Here is a 15,263-nt window from a genome sequence, read left to right as displayed (position 1 = left end):
TATCAAATATAAGTCCGTTTGTAACTAGCGAAGAATTCTTTTGTCCGCTCTTCTTTAGGATGGTGGATAATCTCATCTGGTGTTCCAGACTCGATGATTTTCCCCTTATCTAAGAAAAGAATCTTATCAGCCACTTGGGCTACAAAGGACATGTCATGACTGACCAAAATCATAGTTTGACCTGACTTAGCAGCATCTGCAATAGACTTTTCTACTTCTCCGACCAATTCTGGGTCAAGGGCTGAAGTTGGTTCGTCTAAGAGCAAGACATCTGGTTTCATAGCGAGAGCACGCGCTAAGGCAACCCGTTGCTTTTGTCCACCTGATAAATGGCGAGGGTAATGGTTTTCACGGTCAGAAAGCCCAACCTTAGCCAACTCTTCCTTGGCAATCTTAGTCGCTTCTTGGTCAGATAATTTCTTGACAACAAGCAAGCCTTCTTTCACATTATCAAGTGCTGTTCGGCGTTCAAACAAATTAAACTGTTGGAAAACCATAGACAGCTTACGACGTAGGGCAAGGATTTCTTCTTGAGTAATTTTAGAAAAATCAACTGAGAAATCATCAATCTGAATAGAGCCACTGTCAGGCGTTTCAAGATAATTGAGACTGCGAAGGAAAGTTGATTTTCCAGCTCCTGAAGAACCAATCAAGGCTACAACTTCCCCTTTTTGAATATCCAAGTTCAGATTATCCAAGACAGTCTGTCCTGAAAAGGATTTGCTTAAATTCGAAATCTTAATCATTAACGAAGGTCTCCTTTCACATCTGTTTGCACTGTATCGGGTGCAGAAATAGCCATTTTTCTCTCGATGAAACGACCGAGGCTTTCAATTCCGATATTGACTACCCAATAAACAAGGGCAACGGAGATGAAACGTTCAAAATAGCGATAATCGGCTCCACCCAAAATCTGAGCTTGGGCAAAGACTTCCACAACACCCGCACTAAAGGCTAGGGAAGTTCCTTTGGTTAAGCCGATTAGGGAATTGATCAAGGTTGGAGTTGCCACAACGGCCGCATTGGGAATAATCACTCGACGATAAACTTGTGCTCGGGTCATCCCCAGACTGCGTGCCGCCTCAATCTCCCCAGGATTAACTGAGAGAATGGCTGCACGAATGGTTTCACTCGCATAAGCTGCTTCATTGAAGGCAAAGGCGACAATCGCAAAAGCAGCAGCTGGAATGGCATTGATATTGAGACCAGTACCCCATTGCTGATTGAGGGCTTTCAAAGCCAAAGGAATCCCGTAGTAGGTCAACATGAGTTGCACCAAAATAGGTGTTCCTTTGAGGAAACTAACAAAGAAGGCCTGCAAGGGATATAAAATCTTAACACGATTGATCTTCACAATGGCAAAAAGAAGCGCCAAAACCAAGCCAAAAAGGGCACCACCAATGGTCAACATAATCGTTGTTGGAAGTTGTTGGACAATTCTCGGGATTCCATCAAAGACCGAACGCAAGCTAAACAGCTTGCCATCCGGAATCAATTGCATCAAGTTTTGGTACCAATCTGATGCTAAAATCGTTGTAACATTCATAAAAACATCCTCTCCTGATAATGATTCATTCTACCATACTTCTGCCGTCAATGAAATTATTTGCTACGGTCAGATACAGACTTTGTCTACCTACTAGTTTATCATACTTTGAAACAGGGAGGTTATATATTTTATCTATCAAAGAGATAGGTAAAAACTATTTCAATCCCAATTCTTCATAAGCTTTTCGATAACCGATTTGCTTAACAGTTCCATTTTCTACTAAAATTGGCCGTTTTAACAACATACCGTCGCTTGCTAGCAACTCGGCTGCTTCTTGATTTGACAGACTTCCTACCTTATCTTTCAACCCTAATTCACGGTATTTGATCCCACTGGTGTTGAAAAATTGCTTCAACTCAAAACCTGAGGTTTCTAGCCAGTTTAAAATGACTTCTTGGCTAGGTGTTTCTTCGACGATATGAACAGCTTTGTAGTCCACACCGAGTTGGTTTAATTCTTGTTTTGCTTTTTTACAAGTTGAACATTTTGGGTATTCGATAAATTCTAACATGTCTTTCACTTTCTATTTTATATCTTTAAAATCTGCGCCTTCATGCTCCAATAGCCAAGCTTTCTTTTCCACTCCTGCAGCATAACCTGTCAGACGCTTGCCTGCTCCTAGCACACGATGACAAGGTACTAGGATAGACCAAGGATTGCGCCCCACTGCTCCACCAATTGCTTGAGCAGAAGCAACTTGCAGATCTTGGGCTATTTGTCCATAGGTCACTGTCTGACCATAAGGAATTCCCTGTAAATAGGACCAAACTCGCTTTTCAAAATTCGTTCCGATTGGAGCCAAGGGCAAGTCGGATAAATCCCGAGACTTGCCTTTAAAGTAAGCATCTAAGCAAGCAATAACTGGTTCTAAAATGGGATGACTAACAACTGCTTCTATCGTTTCATCTCCTAGTCCCCTCTCAAAATGCTTCTGCTCCTGAACCCAAATGCCATACAAATAATGGTCATCAGCTACGAGAGAAAGGGAGCCAATTGGCGAAGAATAGAGCATTTTTGCGTACTTCTTTTGCATTATTTCTTCAATTTTTGATAGGCCAAGCGTTCCCCATCAACCGGTACCTTTCCAACCCGTTTAAAACCAAGTTTTTCAAAAATATGTTGCATAACCTTGTTTTCAGCATGCGTATCTGAGCGAAAATCTAGATAATCAAATCCTTCAATCAAGCCCTCTAAAAAGGTTTGAGCAACTCCTTGTCCCTGGACATCTGCTGCCACAGCAATACGGTGAAAGACTAGGTACTCTGACTCCCCAGCTTGCCATTTTCCTTCATAAATGGCTTCATAGGCTGCCTCTGGACTCTTGGTCACAGCAGCATAAGCTAGTAGTTCTCCCTCTTCCAAGGCTACGTAGGCTTGACCTGAGATAATATCATCAATAATAATATCAGCATTTGGATAGCCATTTTGCCACTGGTCACTACCAGCATCCGCTAAACATTTTTTAGCATCCTCCATCACCTGCATAATGGCATCTACTTCATTTGGAAAAGCTAAACGAATCTCCATCTTTTCTCCTCATTTCTGACTAGTTTCTCCCATCATAGCATAATTTAAGTCTTTCCACAAGCAGTTAAAACTTGACTTTCTGTTTTTGTTATTTTATAATCTAGTTATTAAAACTAGATAAAAAGGAGTTGAAAATGAAAACTACCTTTTCCTACCCTAAATGGGCAGAAATTCCAAACATTGACCTCTATCTGGACCAGGTTTTACTCTATGTCAATCAGGTCTGCGCCCCTATTTCTCCTGATAAAGACAAGAGCCTAACAGCATCCATGGTCAATAACTATGTCAAACATGGTTATCTGACAAAGCCTGACAAGAAAAAATACCAACGCCAACAGATTGCCCGTTTGATTGCTATCACAACCCTCAAGTCGGTATTTTCTATTCAAGAAATAGCTCAGACACTGAATACTCTCCAAACTCAAGCCAGTTCAGACCAACTCTACGATGCTTTTGTGGACTACATGAACCAAGGAATTGACCCAGCTAACCCCATTATCCAAACCAGCTGCCAAACCGTTAAACTCTATCATCAAACTCTAGCCTTAATCCATCATACTGAAGAGGAGAAAATCTAATGAATACTAGTCTTAAACTCAGTAAACAACTCAGTTTTGGAGAGGAGATTGCTAATAGCGTGACTCATGCCGTAGGTGCAGTCATCATGCTCATCTTACTGCCTATTTCATCCACCTATAGTTATGAGGCGCACGGCTTTTTATCATCTATCGGTGTTTCCATTTTCGTCATCAGTCTATTTCTCATGTTCCTCTCGTCAACCATTTACCACTCTATGGCCTATGGTTCGACCCACAAATATGTCTTGAGAATCATCGACCATTCTATGATTTATGTCGCTATCGCGGGATCTTATACGCCCGTCGTCTTGACTTTGATGAATAACTGGTTTGGCTATCTGATTATTGCCATCCAGTGGGGAACGACCATCTTTGGCATCCTCTATAAAATCTTTGCTAAAAAGGTCAATGAGAAATTTAGCCTTGCTCTTTACCTGATTATGGGCTGGTTGGTTCTAGCTATCATTCCTGCCATTATCAGTCAAACGACACCAATTTTCTGGAGTCTCATGGTAACTGGCGGACTTTGTTATACAGTTGGAGCTGGATTTTACGCCAAGAAAAAACCTTATTTCCACATGATTTGGCATCTCTTTATCCTAGCCGCATCTGCCCTCCAATACATCGCCATTGTTTATTACATGTAAAAAAGTTGAGAAATTTAATCTCAACTTTTTTCTTTACACATATTGATAAAGTACTGGTGCAAGCGCACATCATCAGTCAATTCTGGATGAAAAGAAGTTACCAACATATTTTTTTCTTGGGCTGCAACGATTTGATTATCAACTGTTGCTAGAATTTCTACATCTTCTCCAACACTACTGATAATCGGACCGCGAATAAAAGTCATTGGAATCTTACCAACTCCCTTACATTCTGCTTCGGTATAAAAACTTCCAAGCTGGCGTCCATAAGCATTGCGCTCGACCACCATATCCATAGTTCCTAGATGACTCTCTTCCTGGGAAGCAATTTCCTTAGCCAGCAAAATCAAGCCAGCACAGGTCCCAAACACTGGTAAACCAGATAGAATGGCTTCTCGGATGGGAATCAACATGTTCTGGTCTCGTAAGAGCTTGCCCATGGTTGTAGACTCACCTCCAGGTAATATCAAACCCGACAAGTCACTCTGATTTTGCTGAAAATCCTCTAAATTTCTGATTTCAACACTCTCGACATCTAATAGATCTAGCACTTTTGCATGTTCTGCAAAGGCACCTTGCAAGGCCAATATTCCGATTTTCATCTATTTTCCTCGCTCAGCCATGAGAATTTGGATTTCATTTTCATTGATACCAACCATGGCTTCTCCTAAATCTTCAGAGATTTGAGCTAAGACTTGAGGATTACGGAAGTTAGTCACAGCCTTAACAATAGCACTCGCTCGTTTAACAGGATCTCCTGACTTAAAAATACCTGAACCGACAAATACACCTTCTGCCCCTAATTGCATCATCAACGCAGCATCTGCTGGCGTTGCAACGCCTCCAGCTGCGAAGTTTACAACTGGCAATTTCCCATGTTCATGGACATATTGAACCAATTCTACAGGGACTTGCAAGTCCTTGGCAGCAACATAGAGCTCGTCCTCACGTAGGTTTTGAATACGGCGAATTTCCTGATTCATCATGCGCATATGACGAACGGCTTGGACGATATCTCCTGTACCTGGTTCTCCTTTTGTACGAATCATGGAAGCTCCCTCAGCGATACGACGCAAGGCTTCACCCAAGTCCTTAGCCCCACAGACAAAAGGAACTTGGAATTCTTTCTTGTCCACATGGAAACGGTCATCAGCAGGAGATAGAACTTCACTCTCGTCTATATAGTCAATTTCAATAGCCTCTAAAATCTGAGCTTCAACGAAATGCCCAATTCTGACCTTAGCCATTACTGGAATGCTAACCGCTTCTTGGATTTCCTTAATCATCTTTGGATCGCTCATGCGGGAAACTCCACCAGCTGCACGAATATCTGCTGGAATCCGCTCCAAGGCCATCACAGCGGCCGCACCAGCAGCTTCTGCAATACGAGCTTGTTCAGGATTTTGAACGTCCATGATAACTCCGCCCTTAAGCATCTGTGCCAAGTTTTTATTTAATTCATATCTATTTTCAGTCATTTGTTGTATCCTCATCATTTGTATTGGTAGCTACTATTTCATTTTAAGTTAGATTAGAATGAATCACAAGATAAAAAAATCCTAATTGTGTGGGGACAGATTATCTAAAAACTATCTGACCTTAACTTAAAGCCAGATAGTTCATCATTTTTATTTTTCAGCTGTAAGGGCAGCCATTGTGATGTAGTTGTATGGCTTGTTGAAGTGTGGCAAGAAGAATAGATCTGTCAAAGCCAATTTATCAATTGTTACATGTTCTTGGATAGCAAGTGAGAACATATGGATTCCCATGCTGATTGCAATATCATGTGAAACCATTTGGGCACCAAGAATTTCACGGCTACCTTTGTCAAAGACAATCTTAATCGCTACTTCATGGTTGTCATGTTTCATGAATTCTGGTTTTTGTAAATCGTTAAAGCCTGTTTCACTTGCATTGTAACCAGCAGCTTTTGCCTTTTCAAGAGTCAAACCAGTTGAAACCATGTGAAGTCCGTAAATTGAGATACCATTTGATCCTTGCACACCGATTCCTTCCAATTCATGGCCACAAGCATTGTAGGCACCAACGATACCAGTACGAACAGCATTTGAAGCAAGAGCTATGTAGCTTGTGTCTTTACGTGCATTGTCATAAACAGTCGCACAGTCACCAACGGCAAATACACCAGGAAGTGAAGTTTCTTGTTTCTTATCTACAAGGAAGGCACCGTTGCGGAAGAGTTCAATCTTTCCATCAGCAAGGGCTGTGTTTGGACGGAAACCAACCGCAAGGATAACCATATCCACATCGAAAGTTTCTTTATCAGTAATCAAGCGTTCAACTTTACCGTCACCTTCGATTGCTTTAACAGTTTGACCAAGAGCCAAACGGATGTTGTGGTCTTCCAAGTTCTTCGCCATCATTTGTGTGAAGTCTTTGTCATAGTAACCGTTCAAAACAGTATCAACGATATCAACAAGGACAACTTCTTTTCCAAGACGTTCAAAGGCTTCAGCAAGTTCAACACCGATGTAACCACCACCAACAACGGCGATACGGTCGAGGTGTTGGCTCTTATCAGCAAGTTTATTGATAACTTCTTCAGCGTTTTGGTACAATTTCACGAATTGTACATTTTCAAGAGTTGCTTTAAATTCGCGGTTTCCTTTAACAATTTCAACACCTTCGATTGGTGGCAAGATTGGTGTAGAACCTGTAGCGAAAATCAATTTCTCGTATGATTCTTTGTGCTCTTTCCCTTCAACTTCTGCTGTAACTACTTTGTTATCATAGTCGATTGAAAGAACTGGTGAGTTCATGTAAACTTTAGCACCTTTAGCTTCCAATTTTTCTTTATCAGAATAGAACAAGCCTTCAGCACCGTCAATTTGTTCACCAATCCAAAGGGCCATTCCGCAACCTAGGAAAGAGATGTTAGAGTTTTGGTCAAATACAACGATTTCGTTCTCATTACCAAAATTATCCAACATAGTATTAATACATGCTGTACCAGCGTGGTTAGCACCAACTACAACGATTTTACTCATAGAAAAATTCCTACCTTCAATTTTAAATTTACCCTTCTAGTATAACATTTACTGTTAGCGTTTACAAGAGTTTAACTAATTTTCCCGATTTTTTTGTAAAAAATTGTAAACAATCTGTATCTTAACACGGATTCTTGCAATTTTTCTTCATTCCGTGAGCATATTTCTTGACATCTTTACAAATTTTATTTGTGAAAACGCTGACTTTATGGTATGCTAGTATCATGGAAAGAAAATGTAAGGGGTTCATTTTTCATAAATTTACTATATTTCAACCTTCTTTTCATAAGAGAAAGGAGTTGGTAGCTTGCCTCTTAGTTCACATTCTGAACGCCTAATGGGAACCACTATCACTATTTCATTAGTGGATGAGCGAGCAGATATCTTGCTCCAGAAATCCTTTGATTTACTCAGAGATCTCGAATACCGCTTCAATGCCAATAGCCAAGAATCTGAGTTGATGGAAATCAATCATCAAGCTGGAATAGCCCCCGTCAAGGTTCATCCGGATCTGTTTGAGCTGATTTCACTTGGTTTAGAGCATAGCCTAGCGCCCTCTAGTCATCTCAACATCAGCATTGGTCCCTTGATTCAAACCTGGCGTATCGGTTTTTCAGATGCCAAAGTTGCACAACCTCAAGAAATTGAATCTGTGCTACCTTTAATCAATCCTCAGTATATCGAGTTAGATTCTTCTACTTCCACTGTGTTCTTGAAACAGAAAGGAATGAAGATCGATCTTGGTTGTTTAGCCAAGGGTTATAGTGCGGATAAAGTTGCCCAATTTCTTAGAGAAGAGGGAGTGACTTCTGCCTTAATCAATCTGGGAGGGAATATCCTGACCATTGGAAAAAATCAGGCAAGAGGGAATCAGCCTTGGCAAATCGGGATTCAAGACCCAGCCAATCCTAGGGGAAATCACTTAATGACCATCCCTGTTGTCAATCAATCTGTCGTGACTTCAGGCATTTATGAACGTCACCTGACTGTCGATGGAAAAGATTACCATCATATTTTTGACAGCCAAACAGGATATCCTGTTGAAACGGAACTAGCTAGTCTAACAATCATCTCTGATAAATCAGTTGATGGTGAAATCTGGACAACTCGACTCTTTGGAGAAAGACCTGCTTCTATCCTTTGGCAAGTCGAAAGTTTAGAGGGCATCGAAGCTATCCTCATCGATAAGGAAGGTCACCTAAGCTGTTCTTCAGGAATTCCTACTCTATAGAAACAGATGTTTCAATGGAGTTTTAAAATCGTATTATGTAAAAAGAGAAAGGAAATCTCATGTTAAAACTTATTGCTATTGTTGGAACAAATTCAAAACGTTCTACAAACCGTCAATTGCTTCAATACATGCAAAAACACTTTGCTGAAAAAGCTGAAATTGAACTTGTTGAAATTAAAGACATTCCTGTCTTCAATAAACCAGCTGACAAGCAAGTACCTGCTGAAATTCTAGAAATCGCTGCTAAAATTGAAGAGGCAGATGGTGTTATTATCGGTACTCCTGAGTATGACCACTCTATCCCAGCTGTTTTGATGAGCGCTCTTGCTTGGTTGTCATATGGTATTTACCCACTTTTGAACAAACCAATCATGATTACAGGTGCTTCTTACGGTACACTTGGTTCATCACGCGCCCAATTACAACTTCGTCAAATCTTAAACGCACCAGAAATTAAAGCAAGTGTCCTTCCAGATGAATTCTTGCTTTCACACTCTCTTCAAGCCTTTAACCCAAGTGGAGACCTAGTAGATCTTGATGTTATCAAAAAACTGGATGCTACTTTTGACGACTTCCGTATCTTTGTAAAAATCACGGAAAAATTGCGTAACGCACAAGAACTACTTCGCAAAGATGCTGAAGACTTTGACTGGGAAAATTTGTAAGATAGGAGACCAAAAAGAATGAAATTTGTTGGACTTGTAGGATCAAACTACGATCAATCATATAACCGTAAACTCTTGGAATTCATCCGTCGTCACTTCAAACTCAAATTTGAATTAGAAGTTCTTGAAATTGACGAAGTTCCAATGTTTAACCAAGACGAGAAATGGGATGAAAGCTTCCAATTGCGTCTCTTGTATAACAGAATTACACGTGCTGATGGTGTCATTATCGCTACTCCTGAGCACAACCACACAATCTCAGCTTCTCTTAAATCTGTTCTTGAATGGCTTTCATACGAAGTTCATCCATTTGAAAACAAACCAGTCATGATTGTGGGAGCTTCTTACTACGACCAAGGTACTTCTCGTGCCCAAGTTCACCTTCGTAAGATTCTTGACGCTCCAGGTGTCAATGCCTATACACTTCCTGGAAACGAATTCCTTCTTGGTAAAGCTAAGGAAGCCTTTGATGTTGATGGGAATATTACAAATGACGGAACAGTTAAATTCCTCGAAACTTGCTTGGATAATTTTGTAAAATATGTAGGAGTTGTTTCAAAATTGAAAAAACCAAAACCAATTGAACCAGAAGATTTGGATTGTGGCAGACCAATTGCTACCACAATCACAGAAGTTGATCCCGATGATCCAGAATGGGTTGAAAAAGTTGCTGAAATTACTGGTGCGGTTTCAGGTGATACCTATGTCAAACTAGACCATGGTATCTTAACTGTTAACCAAATCGATATGTTCTTGAAAGCAATGCCATTTGAGTTGACCTATGCAGATGATAACAACCAATTCTTATACTACAATAATGTTCACCAAGATCCAAACACCATGTTTGCTAAACGTGTACCATCTCAATCTGGTAACCGTCTCTCAACTGTCCATAACTCACTTCCCGGTGGACGTATGAAAAATGTTGAATGGGTTGTCGGTGTACTGCGTAATGGTGATCAAGAATATGTTCGTACAATCGTTCCTGGATCTCCTGCAGGGGTTATCAATACTCACAACTATCAAGCTATGTACTATCCTGATGGATCATACGCTGGTATCAATGAAATAGTCTTCAACTTCCAACCATGGCTTGATTGGTACCTCAATACAACTGGTCAACGTCTAGTTGGTGGAAATGCTGCAGCTCCTGCTGGCGGACATGGTCACGGTGATGCAGATGCTACATCTGGAGCTTCTGATGCAGGTGAGGCTGGAGGCCACGGTGGTGGTGCAGACGCTACATCTGGCGCAAGTAACTAATAATAGTTTTGGGAACCATATTGGTTCCTTTTTTAGCGAAAAAAGACTAGCAGACAAAAACTGCTAGTCTTTTGGTTATTATTTATCTATCTTTGTTAAAAGAAAGAATACTTATTATGAATTTGGATCATCGAGACTACGGCCATGTAACCCTTTTTCACGTTGGGCTTGGCGTAGTTTTTCTGGTGTCACATCGTTTCCTTCTTCGTCCACAATTTTGATTCCCTCAATATGGTGACGAACAGAGCGACGGTACCCTTCAATGTACTCCTCACGTAGTTTGGCTTGTTCTACTTTTTCTTCTGGGGTCAAGCCTTCTGTTTTTTTCTTTTTGGCAAGCTCGTTAATACGATCAATTTTTTTAGGATCCATGTTTCTCTCCTTTATGATAAGATTTAATCCGTTTAACAGATTTTATTTGGTATTGATTTGGTTAAAACGTGCAAGTTTAGCTGCTTTTTGAGTTAAATGAGACAAGATTGCCAAACGATTTTGACGGACTGCCTCGTCTTCAGCCATAACCATGGTATTCTCAAAGAATGCATCAATGACTGGGCTAAGAGCAAAGAGCTGTTTCAATTGCTGACTGGCAGTCCCTGACAAAACGAGTGATTCTACTGCTTCTGCCAAGGCTTTCTCTTCTTCATTCTCAAAGAGAGCTGAATCAACTGTAGCTACTCCTTCTGCCTTCTCAGCCAAGTTAAAGGCACGAGAAAGTGATTCAACAGATGGTTTGAAATCTTCTTCCTTGCTTGCTTCTACGAGAGCACTTGCTGCTTCCAACATATCTGCCACAACAAAGTTCGAACTTGCAAGTACTGCTTCCTTAATATCTTTTGGAGTAGAGCCCATCATCTTATCAACACGAGCCTTGATAAAGTCCATAACCTCTGTCTTATTTTCATAAGTTAAGCTGTCAAATTTCAAAGCATAAAGGCTATCAATCAACTCATCCATAGCAATGTGCCAACCAAAGGCATCCAAGATACGAACCACACCTTGCGTCGCGCGACGAAGGGCATACGGGTCATTAGAACCTGATGGAATCAAGCCTACTGAGAAGAAACTCAAAATCGTATCCAATTTGTCTGCAATAGCAAGCACTGCACCGACCTTGCTCTCTGGAAGTTCTCCTTCAGCTGATGTAGGCATGTAGTGTTCACGAATAGCAGCTGCCACCGCTGGAGTTTCCCCAGCAAGAAGGGCATATTTTTCACCCATAATTCCTTGGAGCTCGTCAAATTCACCAACCATACCTGTCAACAAGTCAAACTTGTAAATGGCTGCTGCACGAGCAAGGTCAGCTGTTTCATCAGCTGATAAACCTGCTTTTTCTGCCAAGAGAATAGCAATCTGACCAGTACGAATCATGTGTTCACGAAGGGAACCAATTTTCTCATGGAAAGTCACATTTTTTAATTTTTCAACAAGATCTGAAATCACCAATTTTTGGTCTTCACGCCAGAAGAATTCTCCGTCTTCCAAGCGGGCTACCAAGACTTTTTCATTTCCTTTGATAACATTTTCCAAATGCTCTGCGTTTCCATTACGAACAGAAATGAAGTTTGGCAAGAGTTTACCATCTTGATCACGGACAACAAAATAACGTTGGTGTTCCTTCATCGAAGTCACCAAGACTTCTTCTGGAACGTCAAGGTATTTGGAATCAAAACTTCCCATAAAGGCAGTTGGGTATTCAACCAAGTTCAAGACTTCATTAAGCAAGTCAGCATCAATCTCGATGCGTACACCATGCTCAGCTTCGATTGCCTTGATTTGGTCAACGATCATTTGCTCACGTTCACGTGGATCTGCGATTACATACTGCTTACGAAGGTCTTCTTCATAGCTCAATGCTGACTGAATCTTAGTTTCTTGTCCCAAGAAACGATGACCACGGCTCACACGCCCTCCCTTAATATCAAGGAAATCCAAATCAAACTCTTCTTCATCTAAAAGAACAGTCAAAGTGTGAACAGGACGAATGTATTCAAAGCTATTTCCAGCCCAGTGCATGCTGACAGGGAAAGTCAGTGACTTCAAGACATCTACAACACCAGGAACAATAACTTCAACTACTTGTCCAACTTCTTCCTTAGTGACATAGACATATTCTTCACCCTTGATTTCACGGAATTCAATATCTTCAACAGTCAATCCTTTTCCACGGACAAATCCTTGAGCTGCTTTGGTGAAGTTTCCATCACTATCCAAGGCAATTTTCTTTGCTGGACCCTTGAAATCTTCTGTCAAATCAGACTGCTTGTCTGCAAGACCAGTCACACGAACAGCCAAACGACGTGGTGTTGAGAAGGTTTGAATAGCTTCAAAAGACAGGCGGTTTTCCTTGAGGAAGGCTGCCATTTTTTCGCCTAGTTGTTTTTCACTTGGTGTGACAACATAGGCTGGTAATTCTTCAAGACCGAGTTCTACTAATAAGTTTTTTGTCATGTTTTTTCTCCGAAAAGTATCTTTTTATTTTCCAGTTTGCCTTATGTGATGGGCACGCAAGCAACCAACTTCGTTGTTTCATTGCTAAAATTGGAGCCAAAAGTCTCCAATTTTGCCTAGTATCCTTAGCTTTACTAAGGATGCATTCATCACTGCGGCAACTGGCTCAGGGCTCACTCTGTTCGCCCATTTTCGTAATTTGTCACTCTCTTTATTCTGCGTCTTCTGCTAAGAGTTTAGCTCGTGTTGCTTCATCTAAAAGTGGGTAGCCTAGGCGTTTGCGTTCTGCGACAAATGTTTTAGCTACGACACGGGCCAAGTTACGGATACGTGCGATATAGCCTGCACGCTCTGTTACAGATACGGCACCACGCGCGTCAAGCAGGTTAAAGGTGTGTGAACATTTGAGAACATAGTCATAGGCAGGGTGAACCAAGCCTTCTTCCAAGGCACGACCAGCTTCTTTTTCAAACTTATCAAAGTTTTCAAGCAACATTTCTTGGTCCGAAATTTCAAATGAATATTTTGAGTGTTCGTACTCAGGCTGGATAAAGATTTCTCCGTATTTTACACCATCAGCCCACTCGATATCATAGACAGAATCAACTTCTTGAATGTAAGAAGCCAAACGCTCCAAACCATAGGTAACTTCCGCAGTCACAGGGCCAGTTGCCAATCCACCAACTTGTTGGAAGTAAGTAAACTGAGTAATTTCCATACCGTCAAGCCAAACTTCCCAACCAAGACCAGCTGAACCAGTTGATGGGTTTTCCCAGTTATCCTCAACGAAACGAATATCGTGTTCCAAAGGATTGATTCCCAATTTTTCCAAAGACTCAAGGTAAAGTTCTTGGATGTTTGATGGAGAAGGCTTCATAACCACTTGGAATTGGTGGTGTTGGTAAAGACGGTTAGGGTTTTCCCCGTAACGACCGTCAGCAGGACGACGTGATGGTTCTACATAAGCCGCATTCCATGGCTCAGGTCCGATAGCACGAAGGAAAGTGTAAGGACTCATTGTTCCTGCACCTTTTTCATTATCATAAGCCTGCATAAGCATACAACCTTGGTCATTCCAAAATTGTTGCAAAGTCAAAATAATTTCTTGAAATGTTAATTTCTTAGACATTGAATACTCCTTAATAAAAATAATTTCTTGCGACACGAGTCTGCCTCGTCGATTATACGAGGCAAGACGAGTTAGTACTGCGTCTAGCTCAGGCACTCTAGTGCTGAGCGTGGGGCAGTCCGACTGTAAGGAGGTCTCTGCCACTGACGCAGTGGAAAGTCAATTTTTTAGACATTATTTTCTCCTTTTTCTATAAATTACTTGCGACACGAGTCTGCCTAGTCAATCTTACTAGACAAGACGAGTTAGTACTGCTTCTAGCTTAAACAGACCTAAAGCAGTAGGACTATATAGAAAATCAAAGACTGATTTTCTTGAAAGAAGACTCGGGCTCAAAATCAAAAAGAACCGAATTTCAACACCCAAGCCTTGCGACTAGGGGCGTCAGAAACGCGGTTCCACCCTAATTTATTACTTCATTGTTTTTGAAAATACTACAGAAAGCGCCAGCACTTTATTTTGCCCTACTTGGCTCCCACTATCCCAAGCTCGCTTGAAGAACGCCATAAGACTTTCTTTCCTGCTAACTATTATATCAGAATTGTAACATACTGTAAATCAAAAACTATAGAAAGATGTATAGTATTCTCTACTCACTTTTTGAAAAAACTGCAAGTCCAATAACTGACAATAAAAGAGAAATTCCAGAAATACTTAGAATAATAGAAATCATGTTATTCTCACCAGTGGCTGGTAATTGTTTTCCTTCTTTGTTGACTGTAGCTAAAAGCACTTGTTGACCACTTCCAGCTAGTGTTTTATTCTCATGATTAGCTTCTATAATTGATGGAGTTTTCTCAATTTTATCATTGCTAATTGAAGGCTTAATAGTTGAGACTTGTCTATTGTGACTTACTAATTTAACAGGTTGCACTTGAGAAACTGGCTTAATTGATGCAACTTGTTTAGCTGGATTAACTGCCTTAACTGGTACAACTGGTTTAGTTGGATTAGCTGGTTTAATCGTTACAACTGGTTTAGTTGGATCAACCGGCTTAACTGGTGCAACTGCTTTAGCTGGATTAACTGGATTAATCGTTGCAACTGGTTTAGTTGGATTAACTGGATTAATTGTTACAACTGGTTTAGCTGGATTAACTGGATTAATCGTTACAACTGGTTTAGCTGGATTAACTGGATTAATCGTTGCAACTGGTTTAGTTGGATTAGTTGGATTAGTTGGATTAGTTGGATTAGTTGGATTAGTTGGATTAG

Annotated in this window: 17 protein-coding genes; 5 read left to right on the top strand and 12 right to left on the bottom strand. The window is 40.8% G+C overall.

The features are described 5' to 3' along the window. Positions 1-2 precede the first annotated feature (2 nt). The 5 genes from RYL77_RS01100 to RYL77_RS01080 form a co-directional block, all read right to left on the bottom strand. Complete coding sequence (locus RYL77_RS01100; RefSeq protein WP_315009213.1) at positions 3-746, bottom strand: amino acid ABC transporter ATP-binding protein; 744 nt, start codon at positions 744-746, stop codon at positions 3-5. Beyond that, positions 746-1,546, bottom strand: coding sequence for an amino acid ABC transporter permease (locus RYL77_RS01095; RefSeq protein ID WP_001103449.1), 801 nt, complete (start codon positions 1,544-1,546; stop codon positions 746-748). Before RYL77_RS01095 ends, RYL77_RS01100 begins: the two co-directional genes overlap by 1 nt. A gap of 157 nt (positions 1,547-1,703) precedes the next feature. Next, positions 1,704-2,060: an arsenate reductase family protein gene (locus RYL77_RS01090; RefSeq protein ID WP_000889091.1), complete on the bottom strand. Its 357-nt coding sequence runs from the start codon at positions 2,058-2,060 to the stop codon at positions 1,704-1,706. Positions 2,061-2,072: 12 nt separating this feature from the next. Beyond that, positions 2,073-2,582, bottom strand: coding sequence for a methylated-DNA--[protein]-cysteine S-methyltransferase (locus tag RYL77_RS01085; RefSeq protein ID WP_315009206.1), 510 nt, complete (start codon positions 2,580-2,582; stop codon positions 2,073-2,075). After that, entirely contained in the window at positions 2,582-3,076 is a 495-nt protein-coding gene (locus RYL77_RS01080; protein ID WP_315009205.1) for a GNAT family N-acetyltransferase, read from the bottom strand. The genes RYL77_RS01085 and RYL77_RS01080 overlap by 1 nt, the downstream gene beginning before the upstream one ends. 134 nt (positions 3,077-3,210) lie before the next feature. On the opposite strand from RYL77_RS01080, the gene RYL77_RS01075 reads away from it, so the two are divergent. After that, entirely contained in the window at positions 3,211-3,654 is a 444-nt protein-coding gene (locus RYL77_RS01075) for a DUF1836 domain-containing protein (RefSeq protein WP_315009203.1), read from the top strand. Next, positions 3,654-4,301, top strand: coding sequence for a hemolysin III family protein (locus RYL77_RS01070; RefSeq protein ID WP_001097996.1), 648 nt, complete (start codon positions 3,654-3,656; stop codon positions 4,299-4,301). The genes RYL77_RS01075 and RYL77_RS01070 overlap by 1 nt, the downstream gene beginning before the upstream one ends. A gap of 20 nt (positions 4,302-4,321) precedes the next feature. On the opposite strand, the gene pdxT is transcribed toward RYL77_RS01070, so the two are convergent. From pdxT to nox, 3 genes are all read right to left on the bottom strand, one after another. Next, positions 4,322-4,903, bottom strand: a complete 582-nt coding sequence (gene pdxT / locus RYL77_RS01065; protein ID WP_315009202.1) for a pyridoxal 5'-phosphate synthase glutaminase subunit PdxT — start codon at positions 4,901-4,903, stop codon at positions 4,322-4,324. Then, a complete protein-coding gene (pdxS, locus tag RYL77_RS01060) occupies positions 4,904-5,779 on the bottom strand; it encodes a pyridoxal 5'-phosphate synthase lyase subunit PdxS (RefSeq protein ID WP_125416663.1) in 876 nt (291 codons plus the stop codon). It lies immediately after the preceding gene. A 150-nt stretch (positions 5,780-5,929) separates the two neighbouring features. Further along, the gene (gene nox / locus RYL77_RS01055; RefSeq protein WP_315009200.1) at positions 5,930-7,309 is read right to left on the bottom strand and encodes a H2O-forming NADH oxidase; all 1,380 of its coding nucleotides are present in this window, start codon (positions 7,307-7,309) and stop codon (positions 5,930-5,932) included. Positions 7,310-7,616: 307 nt separating this feature from the next. Here nox and RYL77_RS01050 point away from each other — a divergent pair, with 307 nt between their 5' ends. From RYL77_RS01050 to RYL77_RS01040, 3 genes are read left to right on the top strand one after another with little or no spacing between them, the layout of a single operon-like run. Continuing rightward, positions 7,617-8,540 carry an FAD:protein FMN transferase gene (locus tag RYL77_RS01050; protein WP_315009198.1) on the top strand — a complete coding sequence of 308 codons (924 nt, stop codon included), beginning with the start codon at positions 7,617-7,619 and terminating at the stop codon, positions 8,538-8,540. Positions 8,541-8,599: 59 nt separating this feature from the next. Beyond that, complete coding sequence (locus RYL77_RS01045) at positions 8,600-9,205, top strand: NADPH-dependent FMN reductase (protein ID WP_153196965.1); 606 nt, start codon at positions 8,600-8,602, stop codon at positions 9,203-9,205. Positions 9,206-9,223: 18 nt separating this feature from the next. Next, positions 9,224-10,468 carry an NAD(P)H-dependent oxidoreductase gene (locus RYL77_RS01040; RefSeq protein ID WP_315009196.1) on the top strand — a complete coding sequence of 415 codons (1,245 nt, stop codon included), beginning with the start codon at positions 9,224-9,226 and terminating at the stop codon, positions 10,466-10,468. Between the two features lie 114 nt (positions 10,469-10,582). On the opposite strand, the gene RYL77_RS01035 is transcribed toward RYL77_RS01040, so the two are convergent. From RYL77_RS01035 to RYL77_RS01020, 4 genes are all read right to left on the bottom strand, one after another. Beyond that, positions 10,583-10,840 carry a DUF896 family protein gene (locus RYL77_RS01035; RefSeq protein ID WP_315009194.1) on the bottom strand — a complete coding sequence of 86 codons (258 nt, stop codon included), beginning with the start codon at positions 10,838-10,840 and terminating at the stop codon, positions 10,583-10,585. A 42-nt stretch (positions 10,841-10,882) separates the two neighbouring features. After that, positions 10,883-12,919 (bottom strand): glycine--tRNA ligase subunit beta, encoded by a 2,037-nt coding sequence (glyS, locus tag RYL77_RS01030; RefSeq protein ID WP_315009192.1) that lies wholly within the window; start codon positions 12,917-12,919, stop codon positions 10,883-10,885. Positions 12,920-13,130: 211 nt separating this feature from the next. Next, positions 13,131-14,048, bottom strand: coding sequence for a glycine--tRNA ligase subunit alpha (glyQ, locus tag RYL77_RS01025; protein ID WP_000038733.1), 918 nt, complete (start codon positions 14,046-14,048; stop codon positions 13,131-13,133). 589 nt (positions 14,049-14,637) lie between these two features. Next, positions 14,638-15,263: LPXTG cell wall anchor domain-containing protein (locus tag RYL77_RS01020; protein ID WP_315009190.1), on the bottom strand; the 626-nt coding region annotated here is incomplete at its 5' end.

Source organism: uncultured Streptococcus sp., from assembly GCF_963516515.1.
GTDB lineage: Bacteria > Bacillota > Bacilli > Lactobacillales > Streptococcaceae > Streptococcus.
The sequence above is the reverse complement of the archived record's forward strand: the minus strand, read 5'-3'. Positions and strand labels throughout refer to the sequence as shown.

What these genes read in the sequence shown, in the direction of transcription:
- RYL77_RS01100 (WP_315009213.1), bottom strand. Translation starts at nt 746, where the DNA reads ATGATTAAGATTTCGAATTTAAGCAAATCCTTTTCAGGACAGACTGTC.
- RYL77_RS01095 (WP_001103449.1), bottom strand. Translation starts at nt 1,546, where the DNA reads ATGAATGTTACAACGATTTTAGCATCAGATTGGTACCAAAACTTGATG.
- RYL77_RS01090 (WP_000889091.1), bottom strand. Translation starts at nt 2,060, where the DNA reads ATGTTAGAATTTATCGAATACCCAAAATGTTCAACTTGTAAAAAAGCA.
- RYL77_RS01085 (WP_315009206.1), bottom strand. Translation starts at nt 2,582, where the DNA reads ATGCAAAAGAAGTACGCAAAAATGCTCTATTCTTCGCCAATTGGCTCC.
- RYL77_RS01080 (WP_315009205.1), bottom strand. Translation starts at nt 3,076, where the DNA reads ATGGAGATTCGTTTAGCTTTTCCAAATGAAGTAGATGCCATTATGCAG.
- RYL77_RS01075 (WP_315009203.1), top strand. Translation starts at nt 3,211, where the DNA reads ATGAAAACTACCTTTTCCTACCCTAAATGGGCAGAAATTCCAAACATT.
- RYL77_RS01070 (WP_001097996.1), top strand. Translation starts at nt 3,654, where the DNA reads ATGAATACTAGTCTTAAACTCAGTAAACAACTCAGTTTTGGAGAGGAG.
- pdxT (WP_315009202.1), bottom strand. Translation starts at nt 4,903, where the DNA reads ATGAAAATCGGAATATTGGCCTTGCAAGGTGCCTTTGCAGAACATGCA.
- pdxS (WP_125416663.1), bottom strand. Translation starts at nt 5,779, where the DNA reads ATGACTGAAAATAGATATGAATTAAATAAAAACTTGGCACAGATGCTT.
- nox (WP_315009200.1), bottom strand. Translation starts at nt 7,309, where the DNA reads ATGAGTAAAATCGTTGTAGTTGGTGCTAACCACGCTGGTACAGCATGT.
- RYL77_RS01045 (WP_153196965.1), top strand. Translation starts at nt 8,600, where the DNA reads ATGTTAAAACTTATTGCTATTGTTGGAACAAATTCAAAACGTTCTACA.
- RYL77_RS01040 (WP_315009196.1), top strand. Translation starts at nt 9,224, where the DNA reads ATGAAATTTGTTGGACTTGTAGGATCAAACTACGATCAATCATATAAC.
- RYL77_RS01035 (WP_315009194.1), bottom strand. Translation starts at nt 10,840, where the DNA reads ATGGATCCTAAAAAAATTGATCGTATTAACGAGCTTGCCAAAAAGAAA.
- glyS (WP_315009192.1), bottom strand. Translation starts at nt 12,919, where the DNA reads ATGACAAAAAACTTATTAGTAGAACTCGGTCTTGAAGAATTACCAGCC.
- glyQ (WP_000038733.1), bottom strand. Translation starts at nt 14,048, where the DNA reads ATGTCTAAGAAATTAACATTTCAAGAAATTATTTTGACTTTGCAACAA.